Source organism: Streptomyces parvus (assembly GCF_032121415.1).
Lineage (GTDB): Bacteria > Actinomycetota > Actinomycetes > Streptomycetales > Streptomycetaceae > Streptomyces > Streptomyces globisporus_A.
On the sequence record NZ_CP135079.1, the window covers coordinates 4,818,577 to 4,835,563 of the forward strand.

14 protein-coding genes are annotated in these 16,987 nt (G+C 73.4%); 7 read left to right on the forward strand and 7 right to left on the reverse strand.

Annotated features, from left to right (window positions below; translation table 11 throughout):
- Nucleotides 1-8: 8 nt before the first annotated feature.
- Entirely contained in the window at nt 9-803 is a 795-nt protein-coding gene (locus tag RNL97_RS22895) for a protein phosphatase 2C domain-containing protein (RefSeq protein WP_313751130.1), read from the reverse strand.
- Between the two features lie 364 nt (nt 804-1,167).
- On the opposite strand from RNL97_RS22895, the gene RNL97_RS22900 reads away from it, so the two are divergent.
- Genes RNL97_RS22900 through RNL97_RS22920 form a run of 5 tightly spaced genes read left to right on the forward strand, consistent with a single transcriptional unit; the run spans nt 1,168 to nt 7,090 of the window.
- The gene (locus RNL97_RS22900; protein WP_313751661.1) at nt 1,168-4,272 is read left to right on the forward strand and encodes a sensor histidine kinase; all 3,105 of its coding nucleotides are present in this window, start codon (nt 1,168-1,170) and stop codon (nt 4,270-4,272) included.
- Nucleotides 4,269-4,748: a roadblock/LC7 domain-containing protein gene (locus RNL97_RS22905; protein WP_030579655.1), complete on the forward strand. Its 480-nt coding sequence runs from the start codon at nt 4,269-4,271 to the stop codon at nt 4,746-4,748. The genes RNL97_RS22900 and RNL97_RS22905 overlap by 4 nt, the downstream gene beginning before the upstream one ends.
- On the forward strand, nt 4,745-5,161 hold the full coding sequence (locus RNL97_RS22910) for a DUF742 domain-containing protein (RefSeq protein WP_030579658.1): 417 nt from the start codon (nt 4,745-4,747) through the stop codon (nt 5,159-5,161). The genes RNL97_RS22905 and RNL97_RS22910 overlap by 4 nt, the downstream gene beginning before the upstream one ends.
- Nucleotides 5,142-5,816: a GTP-binding protein gene (locus RNL97_RS22915; protein WP_030579661.1), complete on the forward strand. Its 675-nt coding sequence runs from the start codon at nt 5,142-5,144 to the stop codon at nt 5,814-5,816. Before RNL97_RS22910 ends, RNL97_RS22915 begins: the two co-directional genes overlap by 20 nt.
- Before the next feature lie 38 nt (nt 5,817-5,854).
- Nucleotides 5,855-7,090 carry a styrene monooxygenase/indole monooxygenase family protein gene (locus RNL97_RS22920; RefSeq protein ID WP_243315127.1) on the forward strand — a complete coding sequence of 412 codons (1,236 nt, stop codon included), beginning with the start codon at nt 5,855-5,857 and terminating at the stop codon, nt 7,088-7,090.
- Between the two features lie 63 nt (nt 7,091-7,153).
- On the opposite strand, the gene RNL97_RS22925 is transcribed toward RNL97_RS22920, so the two are convergent.
- From RNL97_RS22925 to RNL97_RS22945, 5 genes are all read right to left on the reverse strand, one after another.
- Complete coding sequence (locus tag RNL97_RS22925; RefSeq protein ID WP_313751131.1) at nt 7,154-8,425, reverse strand: C40 family peptidase; 1,272 nt, start codon at nt 8,423-8,425, stop codon at nt 7,154-7,156.
- A gap of 168 nt (nt 8,426-8,593) precedes the next feature.
- Nucleotides 8,594-11,368, reverse strand: coding sequence for an outer membrane protein assembly factor BamB family protein (locus tag RNL97_RS22930; protein ID WP_313751132.1), 2,775 nt, complete (start codon nt 11,366-11,368; stop codon nt 8,594-8,596).
- 129 nt (nt 11,369-11,497) lie between these two features.
- Nucleotides 11,498-11,773 (reverse strand): hypothetical protein, encoded by a 276-nt coding sequence (locus RNL97_RS22935; protein ID WP_030579673.1) that lies wholly within the window; start codon nt 11,771-11,773, stop codon nt 11,498-11,500.
- A gap of 4 nt (nt 11,774-11,777) precedes the next feature.
- Nucleotides 11,778-12,554: a TetR/AcrR family transcriptional regulator gene (locus RNL97_RS22940; RefSeq protein ID WP_030579676.1), complete on the reverse strand. Its 777-nt coding sequence runs from the start codon at nt 12,552-12,554 to the stop codon at nt 11,778-11,780.
- A 34-nt stretch (nt 12,555-12,588) separates the two neighbouring features.
- Nucleotides 12,589-13,524 (reverse strand): AurF N-oxygenase family protein, encoded by a 936-nt coding sequence (locus tag RNL97_RS22945; RefSeq protein WP_313751133.1) that lies wholly within the window; start codon nt 13,522-13,524, stop codon nt 12,589-12,591.
- Nucleotides 13,525-13,775: 251 nt separating this feature from the next.
- On the opposite strand from RNL97_RS22945, the gene RNL97_RS22950 reads away from it, so the two are divergent.
- Nucleotides 13,776-14,885 carry a ferritin-like domain-containing protein gene (locus RNL97_RS22950; RefSeq protein WP_030579684.1) on the forward strand — a complete coding sequence of 370 codons (1,110 nt, stop codon included), beginning with the start codon at nt 13,776-13,778 and terminating at the stop codon, nt 14,883-14,885.
- A 123-nt stretch (nt 14,886-15,008) separates the two neighbouring features.
- Nucleotides 15,009-15,851: a hypothetical protein gene (locus RNL97_RS22955; RefSeq protein WP_313751134.1), complete on the forward strand. Its 843-nt coding sequence runs from the start codon at nt 15,009-15,011 to the stop codon at nt 15,849-15,851.
- A gap of 7 nt (nt 15,852-15,858) precedes the next feature.
- Here RNL97_RS22955 and RNL97_RS22960 read toward each other — a convergent pair whose 3' ends face one another.
- A complete protein-coding gene (locus tag RNL97_RS22960; protein ID WP_313751135.1) occupies nt 15,859-16,986 on the reverse strand; it encodes an amidase family protein in 1,128 nt (375 codons plus the stop codon).
- Nucleotide 16,987: the final 1 nt, after the last annotated feature.

Below are 16,987 nucleotides of genomic sequence, written 5' to 3' on the forward strand. Positions count from 1 at the left end.
GCCGCCGGTCAGGCCAGCTCCACCAGGAGCGCGGTCGCGTCGTCGTGCGTCTTGGCCCGCCGCAGCCGTACGCGCCCGGCCGCCGCGTCGGCCTCCTCCAGCTCCCGCACCCGGTCGATCAGCTCCTGCGGCCCCGCCTTCCGCAGCAGCCCCAGCGTGTCCGCCCAGTCGCCCTCGCCGAACACCTCCGTCCAGCGGGCCGCGCCGTCCGTGAGCGCGGCCAGCGCCCGGACGTCGGCCGCCGGGACGCTGCCCGTCACCGCGCGCGAGGCCACCGCCGGATCGGCGGCCGCCGTGAAGAAGCCGCCCTCCTTGTTGCGCACCGTGGCGTCGGCGATCTCGTTCGAGGCCAGCGAGCCCGGCGGCAGCCGCGTCAGCCGGTCGTCCAGGATCGCCCGGACCGCACCGTCGGGGGACTCCAGCAGCAGGACCGAGTCGGACAGCACCAGGTACTCGATCGCGCGTTCGCCCCAACGCGCCAGGGCCACGGTCGCCTGAGGCGTACGTACGTGAGAAAGGTCACAGGTGACCCGATGGGCTTCGGCTGTATGGGAGATGGCCCCGGCCAGGATCTCGGCCAGGGTCAGATCGGGGCGGGAACCGGACAGTTCCACCAGTGCACCGCCCAGCCGCGCGGTGAACCACGGGACCGAGTGCACACAACCGTCGTCCCCCCGCGGCGGGGTCACACCGTCGAGCAGCACCAGCACACCGCCCTGGCCGGACGCGGGAAGGGTCCCGGAGACCCAGTCCTCGTTGGGGCGTTCGGGACTGCCGGGAGCGGTGGCGAGTTCGATACGCATACCGTCAGTCTGCACGAGCCCTTCACCATCCCCGCACGCGGCCGAAAATGGCCCGTACCAGCAGGTCAACGCGGGCGCGCTGGATGGAAGGAGGGGCTCCGGGGAGCGTGCGGGCGGGCATCCTGCCAAAGGCGGAGCGGAAGTTCCACCCCGTGGTCCACGCATGGTCAGGGGCCCGGTGGGGGAGACTTGTTCGCCAACTCCAGAGTGATGTTCACTCCTTCGAGTGGCGGAGCGGTTGATGCGCGCCCCCCTCTCACAAGCGCTGGAATGGTCGGAAGCCGTACCAGGAGCGGGGCGCCCTTCCATGTGACCGTGCGTCACCTCTGCTTCAAGGGTGGACGAGTCAAGATTGCGAGCACCGGTGCAGAAGAAGCGGCCGCGGAGCAAGGGCACGACGCGCGACGGTTCCGGGGCGACGCCTCCGGCAGCCGGTGCGGACAAGCGGACCGTGCGGGTGCGCAGTCGCCTGGTCGCCGGGGTCGCGGCCGTCGGCGTCATCGTCGTGGCGGCGGGCACCCCCGCCGTGCTCGGAGCCTCCGCCGATCTCACCGAGTCCCAGCGGCTGGTCACCCTCGCCGAGCTGAACCAGCAGGCGGTCACCCTCGGGCACTCCCTCGCCGACGAGCGTGACGCCGTCACCGCGTACATCGCCGCCGGCCGGGCCGAGGGAGGCGACGGCGGCGACGGCGCGAAGAACCGCGCCGCCCGCACCACCCGCGTCGACCAGCAGATCGACGAGATCCACGACGCGGCCTCCGCGGCCCTGCGCCGCGACCTCTCGACGGTTCCCTCCCTGCGTCGCTCCGCGCTGACCGGCAAGGGCTCGGCCCTGGAGGCGCACCAGGCGTACTCCGACCTCATCGCCAAGCTGCACGGCATCGCCGCCGAACTGGCGGAGAAGACCCCGCCGCGCGCGGCCGACGCCACCCGGGCCCCGCTCACCCTCGGCGGCGCCTCCGAACAGGCCTCCGCGACCCGAGGGCTCCTCCTCGCCGCGCTCGCCGTGCCGAGCCCCGAGCCGACGGCCCCGCAGACCGACCCCGTCACCGGGCTGCCCGTGCAGACCCAGGACGAGGGCGCCACCCGGGCCGACCGGGAACGCGACGAGCTGAGCGCCGCCGCCCAGCAGGCCCGGGTACGGGAGCTGGCCGCGCTCGCCGACTTCGACCAGGCGGCGGACCCGGAGGCCCGCGACAAGCTCTCCGCCACCGTCACCGGCTCCCAGGTCAACGACGCCGAGAAGTACCTCACCCGCCTCACCGACCGCCCCGAGCTGTCGGAAGCCGAACGCAAGGTCAGCCCCCGGAAGCTGGATGCGGCGCTCTCCGCCCGCGTCGACCGGATGCGCAGCGTCGAGTCCGCCCTGACCACCGGCCAGGTCCAGCATTTGGAGGGGCTGCGCGACGACGACGTCACCGCCCTGGAACTGGCCGTCGCCCTGCTCGGCGGCTGCTTCCTGCTCGCCGTCGGCGTCTCCACCGCCGTCGCCCGCACCCTCACCCAGCCGCTCGCCGTCCTGCGCATCGGCGCCGCGCGCCTCGCCGAGGACCCTTCGAGCGCCGAACCGGTCCGCTACACCGGCCGCAACGACGAGTTCGCCCAGGTCGTCCGGTCGATGAACGCCCTGCACGGCCGGCTCGCCACCCTCCACCAGGATCTCGGCGGACGCGTCGAGAGCCTCACCGCCGAACGCTCCGGCCTGATCAAGAGCCGCGAGTCCCTTGACCGGCAGCGGACCGAACTCCAGGAGCGGACCGCCGAGCTGACCACCCAGCTGGGACAGCTCAGGAACACGGTCCACCACACCTTCGTCAACCTCTCGCTGCGCACCCTCGGCCTCGTCGAGCGGCAGCTCGGCGTCATCGAGGGACTGGAGGAGCGCGAGCAGGACCCGGAGCGCCTGGCCACCCTCTTCAAGCTCGACCACATGGCCACGGTCATGCGCCGCCACAGCGAGAACATGCTCGTCCTCGCGGGCGCCGAGCACGGCCACGGCCACGCCGGGCCGATCCCGCTGGTCGACGTGGCGCGCGCCGCCGTCAGCGAGATCGAGCGGTACGAGCGGGTCACCATCCAGTCCCTGCCGCCGCACGCCCAGATCGCCGGATTCGCCGCCGACGACCTCAGCCACCTCCTGGCCGAACTCCTGGAGAACGCCACCTCCTTCTCCCCGCCGGACTCCCACGTCGAACTGTCCGGCTGGCTGCTGGAGAGCGGCGAGGTGATGCTCTCCGTGTCGGACGAGGGCATCGGCATGTCGACGGTCCGGATGGACGAGCTGAATGCCAGGCTGGCCGACCCGGCCTCGTTCGAGGTCGGTGAGCAGAATGCCGACGGCGCCGGACTCGGTCTCCAGGTGACGTCGTTGCTGGCCGCCCGGCACGGGGTGCGGGTCCAGCTGCGCGAGCAGAAGGGGAGTGGAGTGACGGCCGTCGTCGTCCTGCCGCAGGCCCTGCTGCCCAAGACGCTGCCCGCCGCCACACCGCCCGCCGTGCAACTGCCCGGCGACGCGCCCGCGCTCAACCTCCCGGGCTCGGTGGCGGAGGCCAACTCCAACGCCCTGCCCAGCCGTTCCCCACAGCCGGCCGCGCTGCCCGACCCCGCAGTCCCCGCCGTCGACGCGGAGAACGCCCCCGAACAGGCCGCCGACAAGGCCGCCGAGCCCCGCCCCGCCGACGCCGACCCGATGATCGCCGCCGCCGAGCGGGCGATCCGCGAGAACGCCGACGCCTCCGCGAGCGCCGGATTGGGGAGCGCCCCGGCGGAGCACGCCGACGAGAGCCCGGAAGCCACCGCCGTACCGCCGCAGGAACCGGCACAGGACGCCCAGCAGCCGGTCGCGGAAACCGAGGGCGGAGCCGAGACCGACGCGGGTGCCGACGGGGACACCGACGCCGAACCGGAGTCCGAGATCACGCTGCAGGTCCGGCTGCCGAGGCCGCCCGCGGACCCGGCCGATCCGGCAGCCCCGCCCGCCCCCGCGACCGCCGGCCCCTACGCCATCGGCCCCGACCGCCACGAGCGCCCGGCCGAGACCGGGCCCGGCGACCAGGACCCGGACGGGCCCGCGTTCCGTCCCGAGCCCCGAGCCGAGGCTGCCGAGGTCCCGGCCGAGACCGTCCCCGGCCCCCGCCGCCCCGAGGCCGGCCGTGTCACCGACAAGGGGCTGCCGAAGCGCACCCCCAAGGTCGTCCGGCCCGACTCGGCCCCCGCCCCCGGGCGCACCGGCAGCCTCGACCGGGACGCGCTGCGCCGCCGGCTCGGCAGCTTCCACCGGGCGGCCGAGGAAGGCCGGCGCGACGTCGAGGCCGAGATCGCCGAGACCGGTGGCATCGCCGTCGCCGGGCCCGGAGGCGTACCCCCAGGGCGTACGGGGCACGAGAGCACCACCGCGCACGCCCCGGGCGCCGCACAGGACACACGGAACGAAGAGACGGGGGACACAGTCGAGGAGGCACGCAGTTGACTGCGCCCAGCACATTCGGGCTGAGTACCGAGGCCCGGAACCTTCACTGGTTGCTGAGCAATCTCGTGGAGGAGGTGCCAGGGGTCCACTCGGTCACCGTCGTCTCGTCCGACGGCCTGATGCTGCTCTCCTCCGACCCCGGCCATCACGAGGCGAAGGCCGCCGGACCGTCGGACGGCCCCAAGGGATCCAGCGCCGACCTGGCCACGATCGTCTCCGGCATCGGCTCGCTGACCGTCGGAGCCGCGAAGCTGATGGACGGCGGCGGCGTGAAACAGACGATGGTCGCCATGGACGAGGGCAGCGTCTTCGTCATGTCGATCAGCGACGGCTCCCTCCTCGGCGTCCACGCCACCCCGGACTGCGACATGAGCGTCGTCGCGTACCACATGGCCCTCTTCGTCGGCCGGGCCGGGCACGTCCTCACCCCCGAACTCCGCAGCGAGCTGCGCAAATCGATGGAGAGCGCCCTGTGACCACCGCCGCAGCGGAACCCGCCCCCCGGCTCCCCGTCCGCGGGGCCGACAAGCGCCCCGCCCGGGTCCGCCCGTACTCCCTCACCGGCGGCCGCACCCGGTTCGGTCACGTCCTGCTGGTCGAGACGTTCGTCGCCGCCCTCGAAGCACCCGAGGAGCGCCGCGAACTCACCAACGGCAACCTCGCCTCGCGGGTCATGCCGGAGCTCCAGGCCATCGTCGAGATCTGCCGCCGCATGCGTACGGTCGCTGAGATCTCGGCCCTGTTGAAGATGCCGCTCGGGGTCGTCCGGGTGCTGCTCAGCGACCTGGCCGACCAAGGAAAGATCCGCGTGTACGGAACCGGTCACGGCACCGGCCAGCCCGACCGCGCACTGCTCGAAAGGGTGCTCAATGGACTCCGCCGTCTCTGAGGCGCCGCTCTTCGCCCCGCGCCAGCCGGGCTCCCGGGACGACCGGGCGCCTGGGCCCCAGGACCAGGCCGAGGAGTCCCTCCAGGCCTGGCAGCTCGACCACACCCGCGCCCCCACCGCCACCAAGATCGTGGTGGCGGGCGGGTTCGGCGTCGGCAAGACGACGTTCGTCGGCTCGGTCTCCGAGATCACACCGCTCCAGACCGAAGCGCTGATGACCCAGGCCAGCGAGGAGACCGACGACCTCTCCGCGACGCCCGACAAGACCACCACCACCGTGGCGATGGACTTCGGCCGGCTCACGCTGGAGGACGACCTCGTCCTGTACGTCTTCGGTACCCCGGGCCAGCAGCGCTTCTGGTTCATGTGGGACGACCTCGTGCGCGGGGCGATCGGCGCGGTCGTCCTCGCCGACACCCGGCGTCTGGAGGACTGCTTCCCGGCGCTCGACTACTTCGAGAGCTGCGGCCTGCCCTACATCGTGGCGGTCAACCACTTCGAGGGGACCCCCGGTTACGAGGCGGAGGACGTCAGGGAGGCCCTGACCGTACCGCCGCAGGTGCCGATAGTGATCATGGACGCGCGTAACAGGATCACCGTCGTCGAGTCGCTGCTGGCCCTCGTGGGCCATGCTCTCGACGTCACCCCCGCCTGACGCCTCGAATCAGAAACGACGGAGCACGGAGAGCCGCGATGCGGAAGATACTCATAGTCGGAGCCGGCCAGTCCGGGCTCCAGCTGGCCCTGGGGCTGCAGTCCAGAGGCTACGAAGTCACCCTGATGTCCAACCGCACCGCCGACGAGATCCGCTCCGGCCGGGTCATGTCGACGCAGTGCATGTTCCACACCGCGCTCCAGCACGAGCGGGACTACCAGCTGAACTTCTGGGAGTCCCAGGCCCCGAAGATCGAGGGCCTCGGCGTCTCCGTCGCCGCTCCCGACTCCTCCCGCGCCATCGACTGGGTCGGCAAGCTGGACGGGTACGCCCAGTCCGTCGACCAGCGCGTGAAGATGGCCGGCTGGATGGAGATCTTCGCCCAGCGCGGCGGGCAGCTCGTCATCCACGGGGCGGCCGTCTCCGACCTGGACTACTTCTCCCGGACCTACGACCTGGTGATGGTCTCGGCCGGCAAGGGCGAGCTGGTCTCCATGTTCGGCCGGGACGCGGCCCGTTCCCCGTTCGACGCCCCGCAGCGCGCGCTGGCCGTGGCCTACGTCCACGGCATGGGCCCGCGCCCGGAGCACCCCGAGTTCGACGCGGTCCGCTGCAACCTGGTGCCGGGCGTCGGCGAGCTGTTCGTCATGCCGACGCTCACCACCTCCGGCCGCGCCGACATCCTCTTCTGGGAGGGCATCCCGGGCGGACCGCTCGACGCCTTCCAGGGCATCAAGGACCCCTCCGAGCACCTGGCGAAGACGCTGGAGCTGATGGAGAAGTTCACGCCGTGGGAGTACGCCCGCGCCACCAAGGTCGAGCTGACCGACGCCAACGGCACCCTCGCCGGCCGCTACGCCCCCACGGTCCGCAAGCCGATCGGGCGGCTGCCCGGCGGCGGCCTGGTCCTCGGCGTCGCGGACGTCGTCGTGGCCAACGACCCGATCACCGGCCAGGGCTCCAACTCGGCGTCCAAGTGCGCCAACTCCTACCTGGACTCGATCATCGAGCACGGCGAGAGGGAGTTCGACGCGGCGTGGATGCAGTCCACATTCGACCGCTACTGGGAGACCGCGCAGCACGTCACCAAGTGGACCAACGCGATGCTCGGCGTCCCGCCGGAGCACGTGCTGAACCTGATCGGCGCCGCCGGCCAGCTCCAGCCGGTCGCGGACCGCTTCGCCAACGGGTTCAACAACCCGGCGGACTTCGAGAACTTCTTCTACGAGCCCGAGAAGACGAACGCCTACCTGGCCTCGGTCACCGGGGCCTGAGCGCCCCGGTCACCGCTTCGGCGGCCGGACCCGCACCGCCGGTCCGGCCGCCGAGGTCCGTCCCTAAGGCGTGTCGGGCGCCGCGTCCGTGCCGTACCCCGTGTCCGAACCGTCGCGCGCGCCCTCGGGCAGCTCCGGGCGGGTGTACGCGGACAGCGGGGTGCCGCCGGGGTCGGGGCGTACGGCCCCCAGCAGCGGGTTCGACGCCAGCGGTGACACCTTGACCTTCGCGCCGGGGCGGGGCGCCTGCACCACCAGGCCGTCGCCGATGTACAGCGCCACATGGGTCGCCTTCGGGAAGTAGACCACCAGGTCTCCGGGGCGCAGCGCGGACACCGGCACCCGCGGGAGCCGCTTCCACTGCTCCTGCGAGGTGCGCGGGATCGTACGCCCCGCCGTCGACCAGGCCCGGGACGTGAGGCCGGAGCAGTCGAAGGAGTCGGGGCCCTCGGCGCCCCACACGTACGGCTTGCCGATCTGCCGGACCGCGTACGCGACCGCGTCGCCGCCCTGCCGGGTGGGCGGCCGGGCGGAGCTGAGCGCCCCGGAGGCCACCAGCTCGCGCTGGGCCTTGTCCACACCCTGCTGTTCGAGACCGGCGAGCTGGGCGATCTGTTCCTCGGAGAGCGTGGCCAGCAGCCCTTCGACCTCCCTGAGCCTGCCGTTCACGGCGTCGCGCTGCTTCTTCTGCCGCGCGGCGAGCTTCTTCTGCTGGTCCAGCGCCTTGCGGGAGGCGGCGGCCAACTGGTCGGCGCGCCGGGCGGAGTCGGTGAGCCGGTCCACCGTCGCCGCGCGGTTCGCCGCCAGCCGCCCCACGACATGGCTCTGGTCCAGGGCCCGCTGGGGATCGTGCGCCAGCAGCAGCCGGAGGTACGCGGAGAACTCCGTACGCCCCCGGTACTGCTCCCGGGCCAGCCGCCCGGCGTCCCCGCGGCTCACCTCCAGCGCGGCCCGCGCCTTCGCCAGGTCCGCGTTCACCTTCTTCAGCTGGGCGGTGCGCTGCTTCAGCTTCTCGGCGGTGGCGGTGTAGGCCTCGCCGGCCTCCTCCGCCGCCTGGTAGCGGGTCTGAAGCTCGCGGAGCAGGGCGACGACGCTTCTGGGGGCCTCGGGGGCGGCGAGGGCGGTCCCGGCGTCGACCTCCGCCGCGTCCGGGTCCGTCGTGTCCGTGTCCGTGTCGGCGTCCGGCGTTTCCGCGTTCGCGTCCGTGGTGTCCGTCGCGCCGGTCTCCTCGGACGGTACGGGGCCGGGCTCGGCCGAAGCGACGGTGGCCGACGAGACCGTGAGCGCCGTGGTCAGCACGGCCGTGCAGACCGTGCGCAAGAGCCTGCCTGACACGACATCACCTCCGTGACGAGGACGCGGCCCGGCAACGGACCCGTCCACAAGTGAACGAATCCTATGAATCCGGTCACTCGGTGGCGGGTGATGCAAGCACCGCGCGGCGCGCCGCCCGGGGCATCCCCCGGACGGCGGGCGGTGATGACGCGAGGGTGCCGGCCGGCCTCAGGCCACCGGGAAGGCGTAGAAGGACCGGTCCCGCTGGACGACGACGGTCCTGCCGAAGGCGAGCGTCCGGTACGAGGCGCGGACCGTCTCCCCCTTCGGATCGGCCGACCCGATGTCCTGGAACTTCCACAGCCGCTCGCCGTCGGCCGCCGAGAACGCCGTGACCTGGATGGCGTCGGCGGCGATCAGGGTCTTCTCGCTGCTGCTCAGCGTGAGCGAGGGGGCGGGCCCGGTGCCCGGGACCTCGGTGGAGCGGCGCCACACGAGCCGGCCGCTCTCCCGCTCCACCGCGCCGACCAGCCGGCTGCGTTCGGTGGTGTGGATCAGCGGTCCGGCGATCAGCGGGGTGCCGAACCACGAACCGTCACTGCCCTCGACGCGCCACAGCGGCTTCGTCGTGTCCGCCTCGAAGGCCTGGAGGTCCTGGCCGACCGCCGCGTACAGCGTTCCGTCCTCGTCGCCGGCGGTGGCGGCCTCCAGGGAGGCCGCGCCGTACTGCCTGGTCCACAGCAGCTTGCCGGTCTTCTGGTCGAACGAGCGGACCGACCCCTTCCCCTTGGCCTTCTTGACCTCGGCCGCCGTCAGACTGGCCGCGTCCTGCCGGACGAGGACGTCGGCGGAGCGCTCCGCGACCACCCGGTAGGCGGGGGTGCCGGGGGCGCGGCCCGCGGGCACGGGGGTGCGCCACAGCTCCTTGCGCCGCACGATGTCGTACGCGAAGAAGTAGGCCTCGACGACTTCCTTGTCCCTGCCCTTCTTCTTGCCCTTCTTCGGCTTCGGGGCCTTCACGGTGACCGTGTGCGACCCGGTGAACCAGATGACCGGCCCGGAACTCCCGGCCAGCCGCCCGACGGTGAGCCCGGGCAGGTCGTCGAAGGCCTCGGTGAAGCGCACGCGGTGCACGACCTTGCCGTTCTTCGGCGACAGCCACAGGAACTCGCTCGGGCTCGCCACGAAGACCAGATCGGCGCCCGCCGCCAGCGCGGCCTGCCCCTTCGCCCCGTCCGCGCGCTGCCACAGCCGCTTGCCGGTGCGCAGATCCACGGCGCTGGCCTGGCTCTCGCTGGTCACCACGAGCAGCTTGTCCTGCCAGAGCGCGGTGGTGAGCGGGGATGACTCGGAGGCCGGGTGCGTGTAGATCCAGCGCGGTTCGGGGGCCTGGCCGGGGAGCGTACGGCGGGGCTTGGGCGCGGGCTTGTCGTCCGTCGCCCGGGCGGTGTCACCGGACCCGAGCGCGGCGACCGAACCGCCGCCCACGATCAGCCCGCCGACGGCCGCCGCCGCGATGGTCAGCAGGGTCCGGCGGCTCGCGGCGGGGTCGGGCGCCGGGGCCGGGGCGGGCGGCAGCGGCAACGACACCATCGGCCCCTGGCCGGGACCGCCCGGACCCGCGGGCCCGGCCGGGAGCGCGGCGGCGGGGTACGGGGCGGGCCCGCCGTGCGTGGGGCCGGGCTGCGGGGTGACGGGTGCGGCGGGCAGGGCGAGCGGCGCGGCGGGCTGTGCGGGGTGCGCGGCCGGGGCGGGCGCGGTGAGTCCGTGGGGGAGCGCGAGCTGGGTGGTGGGCCGGTCGTTCTGCGGCGGCCGGGGCCCGGTGTCGAGGAACCGGGTGGTGCCCCGGTCCTCGTCGGCGTCCCCGCTCCCGGCGGGCGCGGGCGCGTCGGCGACTCCCGAGGGTGCGGGGGCGTCGGTGGGCTTCTGGAACGCGGGCGCGTCCGTCGGCCGGGCGTCCCCCGGCTCCGGGGCCGTGCGCGCGCCCTCCGGCTCCCGGAGCGTCCGGGGGTCCTCGGGCCGGGCGTCCTCAGGAGCGGCGGAGGCGTCGGCCTTCCCGGGCTCCCTCGCCGCGCCCCCCTCCTCCGGCGCCTCCAGGGCCAGGACCCGCGCCTCCTGGTCCGCGACCGCCGCCGCGAGCGGTTCGGGAAGCCAGCCGCCCCGGGCGAGGCCCGCCGCGCCCTCCAGGGCCAGTTCGGCGGCGACCGCGCCGGCCGTGGGCCGCTGATCCGGGTCCTTCGCCAGGCAGTTCGCGATCAGCCCGCGCAACTCCTCTGGTACAGAGCCGAGTTCGGGCTCGTCCTCGGCGATCCGGCGGGTGGCCTCCTCGGCCGGTCCCTCCGTGAACGGGGTCGTCCCGGTCGCCGCGTACGCCAGGAGCAGCCCCAGGACGAACAGATCGGAGGCGGCGGAGACCTCCTTGCCCTCGATCTGCTCGGGCGTCAGATAGCCCAGCCGTACCGACAGCTGGCCGCCCGGGCCGGCCTCCGCCGACGCGGCGGCGCCCAGCGGGCCGAAGGCGGTGAGGCGGGGGCCGTCGGCGGCCAGCAGCACCGTGCCGGGGGCCAGGCCCTGGAGCACGGACCCGGCGGCGTGCACCCGGGAGAGGATCTCGGCGATGCCCGCGCCCAGTATCCGCAGCGCCCGCTCGGGCAGCGGACCGGCGATGGAGACCGCCTCGGCCAGCGGCAGCGCGGGGACGTAACCCGCCGCGGTCCACAGGGGTTCCGCCGCGTCCGCCGGTGTCCCCGCCGGATCGCCGGCGGCCAGGGGCGGGGTCACCCAGCCGCCCGCGAGGCGTTCGGCGGTGCGGGCCTCGGCCCGGAAGCGGCGGCTGAAGACGGGGACCGCGGCCAGCTCGGGGCGCGCGGCGGTGATGAGGGCCGTCTCGCCGGACGCGAGGTCGCGGGCCACGTACCGCACGGCGCTCGCGCCTTCGTCGAAGCGGGCCAGCGCGGTGAAGCGGCCGAAGCGGCGTGGATCGTCCTGACGCAGCGCCTCCATGGCGCACCCCCTTGTGACCGTCGTACGGCGACCGGATGGCCCGTCCCCGGCGCCTGACCGTCGATCTTAGGGCCTGCGTCGGGGCCTGTATCCCGAAGGGGCGGCCCCGGCCGCCGCCCGGTCGCGGGGTCAGTCGCCGCGCGGCGGCTTGGACCAGGGCCACTTGAGCGTGCGGTGCTCACGGCCGCCGGGGGCGTACTCGTACACCCAGCCGCGCTGGAGCCCGAGCCGCCTGGTGTAGCCGGCCGGGACCCGCTGGTAGGCGTACACCGTGGCGGGGCCGCCGTCGGGGGAGGGCACCGGGACCTCGTACCACTTCGGCGGATGGCCGGTCGGGCCCAGCAGGACCGGCAGGACCCGGCCGTCCAGGGGGCCGCCGCGGAAAGGGGTGTTCTCGCTCTTCACCCGGTCAGTCTGACGCAGGGGGCGCGGGGAGCAGGTGCGCCGCCTCCGCGACGATGGGAATCACCCGTTCCGCCAGCTGTCCGGCCGGTCCCTCGGAGGTCTCCAGGGCCAGCAGGTCGTTCACCACCGCGGCGGTCTCCGGATCGGTGGCGGCGGTCGCGGCGAGCAGGGCGATGAGGTGGTCGACCAGCCAGCCGCGCAGCTCGGCCGCGGCCGGCCGCTTCCCGTCGTCCAGCCACATCAGCGAGGCCGCCTCGACGGCCGCGATCCAACTGCGCACCATCATCCGCAGCCTCGGTCCGGCGGGCTGCTCCCCGGCCCCGCCCATCCGCCCGAGGTGACGCAGGATCTCGTCGGCCGCCGCCCGGCGCACCCCGTCCACGATCGTCGTCGTACGGGAGGTCTCCACGACGCTGCCGCCGCGCAGCAGGGCGCTGAACCCGGTGTCGTGCTCGTCGACGAAGCGCAGATAGCGGTCCAGCACCCGGGCGACCCGCTCGGTCGGCGGGCCCGCCGGCGGCTCGGTGAAGCACAGCGTCAGCTCGTCGGCCGCCGAGCCGAGAGCGGCCTCGTACAACTGCTGCCGGCCGCCCGGGAAGTAGCGGTAGACGAGCGGCCGGGACACGCCGGCCGCCACCGCCACCTCGTCGAGCGACACCTCGTCGGGCGCCCGGTGGGCGAAGAGGCCGAGCGCGGCGAGCAGCAGCTGGGCGCGGCGCTCCTCGACGCTGAGCCTCCGGTACGTCGCCCGGGGCGGCGGGACTGCGGCGGTGGACGTCATGCCACCGAGCCTAGACGCTGTCGGCCGGTACACCTCAGGCCAGCAGACCGGAGCTTCGCCACAGTCGGCGGCCGACGCCGTTCAGCAGCCCGATGTCGTCGAAGAAGTCGGTGAGCCGTTTCGCGCCGGACTGCATGACCTCGGCGCGGTGGCCGTTCGCCTTCACCTGGGCGACGGCCTCCCGGCGGTCCAGGCCGACGTTCTCGTACACCTGCGGGTTCACGAAGCAGACGGAGAAGACCCGGGCCGCCTCGCCGCAGCTGACCTTGGTCAGCTCCCGCTCCCAGCGCGGGGCGGTCACCATCTGGCGGCGCAGCTCCTCCCGGGCGTACCGGACGTGCCGTGCCTCCTCGATGACATGGATCCGGGTCACCCCGCGCACCAGGGTCTGCACCCGCTCGTCCGGGAAGGTGAGCCGCTGCATCCAGTCGAGGATCTCCTCGCCGAGCAGCGTCGCGGCGAACGAACCGGGGGTGGTGGAGACGGTCTTCAGGACCCGCGCGAGGTTGTGGTAGACGCGCGGCACCGGATACGTCGGGGCCCCGCCCCAGTCGATCATGCGGCCGAACATCATCGAGTGCCGGCACTCGTCGGCTATCTCCGTGAGCGCGTAGCGGACGTGGTTGCTGGTGACGGGCTTGTCGTAGACGTGCCGGACCAGCAGCTGCATCAGGATGATCTCGAACCAGATGCCGAGCGAGGCCAGGGCCGCCGTCTCGTGGCGCGAGAGGTCGAGCCGCTGCTCCTCGGACATGCGGTCCCACATCGGGGTCCCGTACAGCGAGAGCAGCTCCGGCGGCCAGAACCACTTGCCGTCCTCGACGGCCGCGTCCCAGTCGAGTTCGGTGTCGGGGTCGAAGGAGTGCTTGGCCGAGGATTCGAGCAGCCGCAGGGCGATCTGCTCGCGGTCGCGGAGCGGCCCGAGCGCGTCGCGGAGCACGGTCGCATCGCGAGCGGTGACGGTCGTCATGGCGGGAGCACCTCACAGAGGGGGACCGGTGACCGGAGTCACCGGAAACAGGAGTTACCGACGGTCACCCCTTATGAGACTGCTCGTCAGCAAGGCCGTCAATCCCTTGCACACGGTTCCGTCCGACTTGTTGACCCGTTGTCTACCAACGTGTGAACCTGCCGGGGAGGCGGCTGAAGCGAGCGCTCAACTGCCCACGACGTCACGGAACTTGTCGTTCACGTCCCGCTGTCCGAGCGAAGGAGCCGTCCGTGTCCACTCATGAGCTCTACACCACCCCGCCCGCCGAACCGATCTGGCAGGTCCCCGCCACCGGAGCCGCCCGGTTCAGCTGGGACTACGACGACGGCCGCGAACGCCTCCTCGCCCTCTACCAGAAGGGAAAGGACAAGCAGTGGGACGGCAACAAGCGCATCGACTGGTCCCTGGAGGTCGACCCCACCGACCCGCTCGGCACCCCCGACGAGGCGCTCACCCTGTACGGCACCCCGCACTGGGCGAAGATGACGGAGAAGGACCGGGGCGAGCTGCGCAAGCACTACACCTCCTGGCAGTTCAGCCAGTTCCTCCACGGCGAGCAGGGCGCGATGGTCTGTGCGGCGCGCATCGTGGAGTCCGTCCCCGACCTCGACGCCAAGTTCTACTCCGCCACCCAGACCATGGACGAGGCCCGGCACGCCGAGATCTACGGCCGCTTCCTGCACGAGAAGATCGGCATGCTCTACCCGGTCAACGACAACCTCCAGGGGCTGCTGGGCGACACCCTGCGCGACTCCCGCTGGGACATGCCCTACCTCGGCATGCAGGTCCTGATCGAGGGCCTGGCGCTGGCCGCCTTCGGGATGATCCGCGACACGACGACCAAGCCGCTGCCCAAGCAGATCCTCGCGTACGTCATGCAGGACGAGGCCCGGCACGTCGCCTTCGGGCGGATGGCGCTGCGCGACTACTACAAGCAGCTGAGCGACGCCGAACTGCGCGAGCGAGAGGAGTTCGTCATCGAGGGCTGCTACCTGATGCGGGACCGGCTCAGCGGGGTCGAGGTCCTGGAGAACTTCGGCATCGGCAAGCAGGAGGCGAAGGACCTCTCGGAACACTCGGAGTACCTCCAGCTCTTCCGGAAGCTGCTCTTCAGCCGCATCGTCCCGTGCGTCAAGGACATCGGCCTGTGGGGCCCGCGCCTCCAGAAGGCGTACGTCGACATGGGCGTCCTCGAACTCGGCGACTCCAGCCTCGACCTGCTGATGTCCCAGGACGAGGAGATAGCCGAGCAGCTTGACCGGGACCGCTTCGCCGCCGAGGAGGGGGCCCGGGTGGCGGAGGTCGCGGAGGCGATCGAGGAAGGCGGCGCGGCGGCCTGAGACCGGGACGGCCGAACCGCCTCGCGGGGGCATGGCCCCTGTCGCACGGGGCGTTCCTCTCGACCTGATACCGAAATCGGCCGCATCGAAATTCCGTTCGCAAACCTGTCGTACCGTGAGCGCATGACCACCCCGCCGCATCCGCCGCAGAGCCCGTACGGGCCGCCGCACCCGCAGAACCCGTACGGCGGCCCGCCGCCGGTCGCGCCGGGAGCCGTGCCGCACCAGCAGCCCTACGGCTATCCGCAGCAGCCCCCGCCCCAGCAGGGCGGCTGGGGGCAGCCAGGACCTGCGGGCACGGGCGGCGGCTGGCCGCCCCAGGGCCCGCGGCCCCCGCGCCGCAAGCGGACCGGGCTGATCGTCGGGATCGCGGTCGGCGCGGTCCTGGCCGCGGGCGGGATCGTCTTCGGCGTCACCCAGCTCGCCGACAAGGGCGCCGACCTGGTGTACCCGAAGGCGGAGTACGAACTCGTCGTGCAGAAGAAGCTCCTGGACGGCGAGTTCAGCCTGGAGCAGGACCTCTCGAAGACCGAGGGCGAGGAGATCGAGAAGACCCCCGACGCCAGCATCCGGGATGCCGAGGCGGTCGTCGCGCACTACACCTCTGCCAAGGGTGGCGCGTTGGTGCTCTCGGGGATGTACGGGCGGCTGGCCAGCCCCGACTTCATGCGCGGCAAGATCATGGAGGGGGCGGCGGAGGCCGACGGCGCGACGCTCGTCGTGCGCCCCAGGGAGTTCCGGCCCGAGGGGCACGCCATCACGGTCGAGTGCCAGGTCGTGCAGTCGAAGGAGTCCGGCGGCCTCGTCAACATCCCCATGTGCGCCTGGGGCGACGACAACACCGCCGCCATGATCGGGGTGATCCGCCCGGAGACGCTGCTCAAGGACCCGAAGTCCATCGACCTGGCGGCGGTCGCGGAGGAGACGGCCAAGATCCGCGAGGAGATCCGGCGGCCGATCGGCTGACCGCCGGTCAGCGGCCTCCCGGCAGCGGCGGCGGAGGCGCGGCGGGCAGGGCGTCCTCCATCGCGCGGGCCGCGGCGAGCAGCCCCGGGTCCGCGCCGCGCGGTGCCACCACCTGGAGCCCCACCGGGCAGCCGTCCCCGGTGAAACCGGCGGGCAGGCTCGCCGCCGGATGCCCGCTCAGGTTGAACGCCCAGGTGAGCGCCGTGGAGTAGCGGGAGCCCGGGCCCTGGTGGCCGTGCGGCCGGTTCGGAGTGGCCGGGGTCAGCAGCAGGGCCCCGCCCAGGAGCAGCGCCTCCAGCCGCTCGTCGTTCGTCCGCCGCACCCGCACCGCCTCCGGGGCGTCCGGCGCTCCGCCCCGTACCGCCGTCCAGGCGCCCGCCGGGTCGAGCAACCCGGCGTCGCGGTCCAGCAGGCGCACGGTCCCCGCTGCGACGAGCCGGTCCACGGCCGCCCGGACGACGGCCGCCACCCCTGGGTCCACCGCCGCGAACCCGAGGCCCTCGCTGTACACGGCGGGCAGGGGGAGGGGGAGAGGCGTCGGCAGCCGGGCCGGGGCGTCGTCCGGTGCGCCGCCACCGCCCAGCACCTGGCGCAGATACGGCTCCGCTGCCGCCGCCGACCGGGCGAACACCCCGGCCGAAGCCAGCCCGGTCCGGTCGGGGGAGGGGAGGAGCCCGTTCGTCGTCTTCAGCCCGAACACCCCGCACCAGGCGGCCGGGATGCGGACCGAGCCGGCCCCGTCGCTGCCCGTCGCCGCCTCCGCCATCCCGGCCGCCACCGCGACCGCCGACCCGGCCGAGGAGCCGCCCGGAGTACGGTCCGCCCGCCACGGGTTGACCGTACGGCCGTGCGCGCCCTGCCCCCAGGTCTGCCAGACGGTCCCGGGCCCGGGCACCGAGGTCGCGCCCACCGGGACCCCGCCTGCCGCGATCAGTCGGCGGGCCGCGTACGAGCGGATGCCGGAGGGGCCCTTCACCGCGAACGGCAGCCCGCCCAGGGGGAGTCGCCGCGCCACGGCCTCCCGCTCCCGGGCGAGCGCCTCGTCCGGCCAGACCTCGATGAACGCGTGCAGCGCCGGGTCCAGCTGCTCGATCCGCTCCAGGGCCCGCGCCACCGCGGAGGTCGTAGGTGTCATC

Excerpts from the sequence above, each read along its gene's own strand:
- RNL97_RS22895 (WP_313751130.1), bottom strand. The coding sequence starts at position 803 with ATGCGTATCGAACTCGCCACCGCTCCCGGCAGTCCCGAACGCCCCAAC.
- RNL97_RS22915 (WP_030579661.1), top strand. The coding sequence starts at position 5,142 with ATGGACTCCGCCGTCTCTGAGGCGCCGCTCTTCGCCCCGCGCCAGCCG.
- RNL97_RS22920 (WP_243315127.1), top strand. The coding sequence starts at position 5,855 with ATGCGGAAGATACTCATAGTCGGAGCCGGCCAGTCCGGGCTCCAGCTG.
- RNL97_RS22930 (WP_313751132.1), bottom strand. The coding sequence starts at position 11,368 with ATGGAGGCGCTGCGTCAGGACGATCCACGCCGCTTCGGCCGCTTCACC.
- RNL97_RS22940 (WP_030579676.1), bottom strand. The coding sequence starts at position 12,554 with ATGACGTCCACCGCCGCAGTCCCGCCGCCCCGGGCGACGTACCGGAGG.
- RNL97_RS22945 (WP_313751133.1), bottom strand. The coding sequence starts at position 13,524 with ATGACGACCGTCACCGCTCGCGATGCGACCGTGCTCCGCGACGCGCTC.
- RNL97_RS22955 (WP_313751134.1), top strand. The coding sequence starts at position 15,009 with ATGACCACCCCGCCGCATCCGCCGCAGAGCCCGTACGGGCCGCCGCAC.
- RNL97_RS22960 (WP_313751135.1), bottom strand. The coding sequence starts at position 16,986 with ATGACACCTACGACCTCCGCGGTGGCGCGGGCCCTGGAGCGGATCGAG.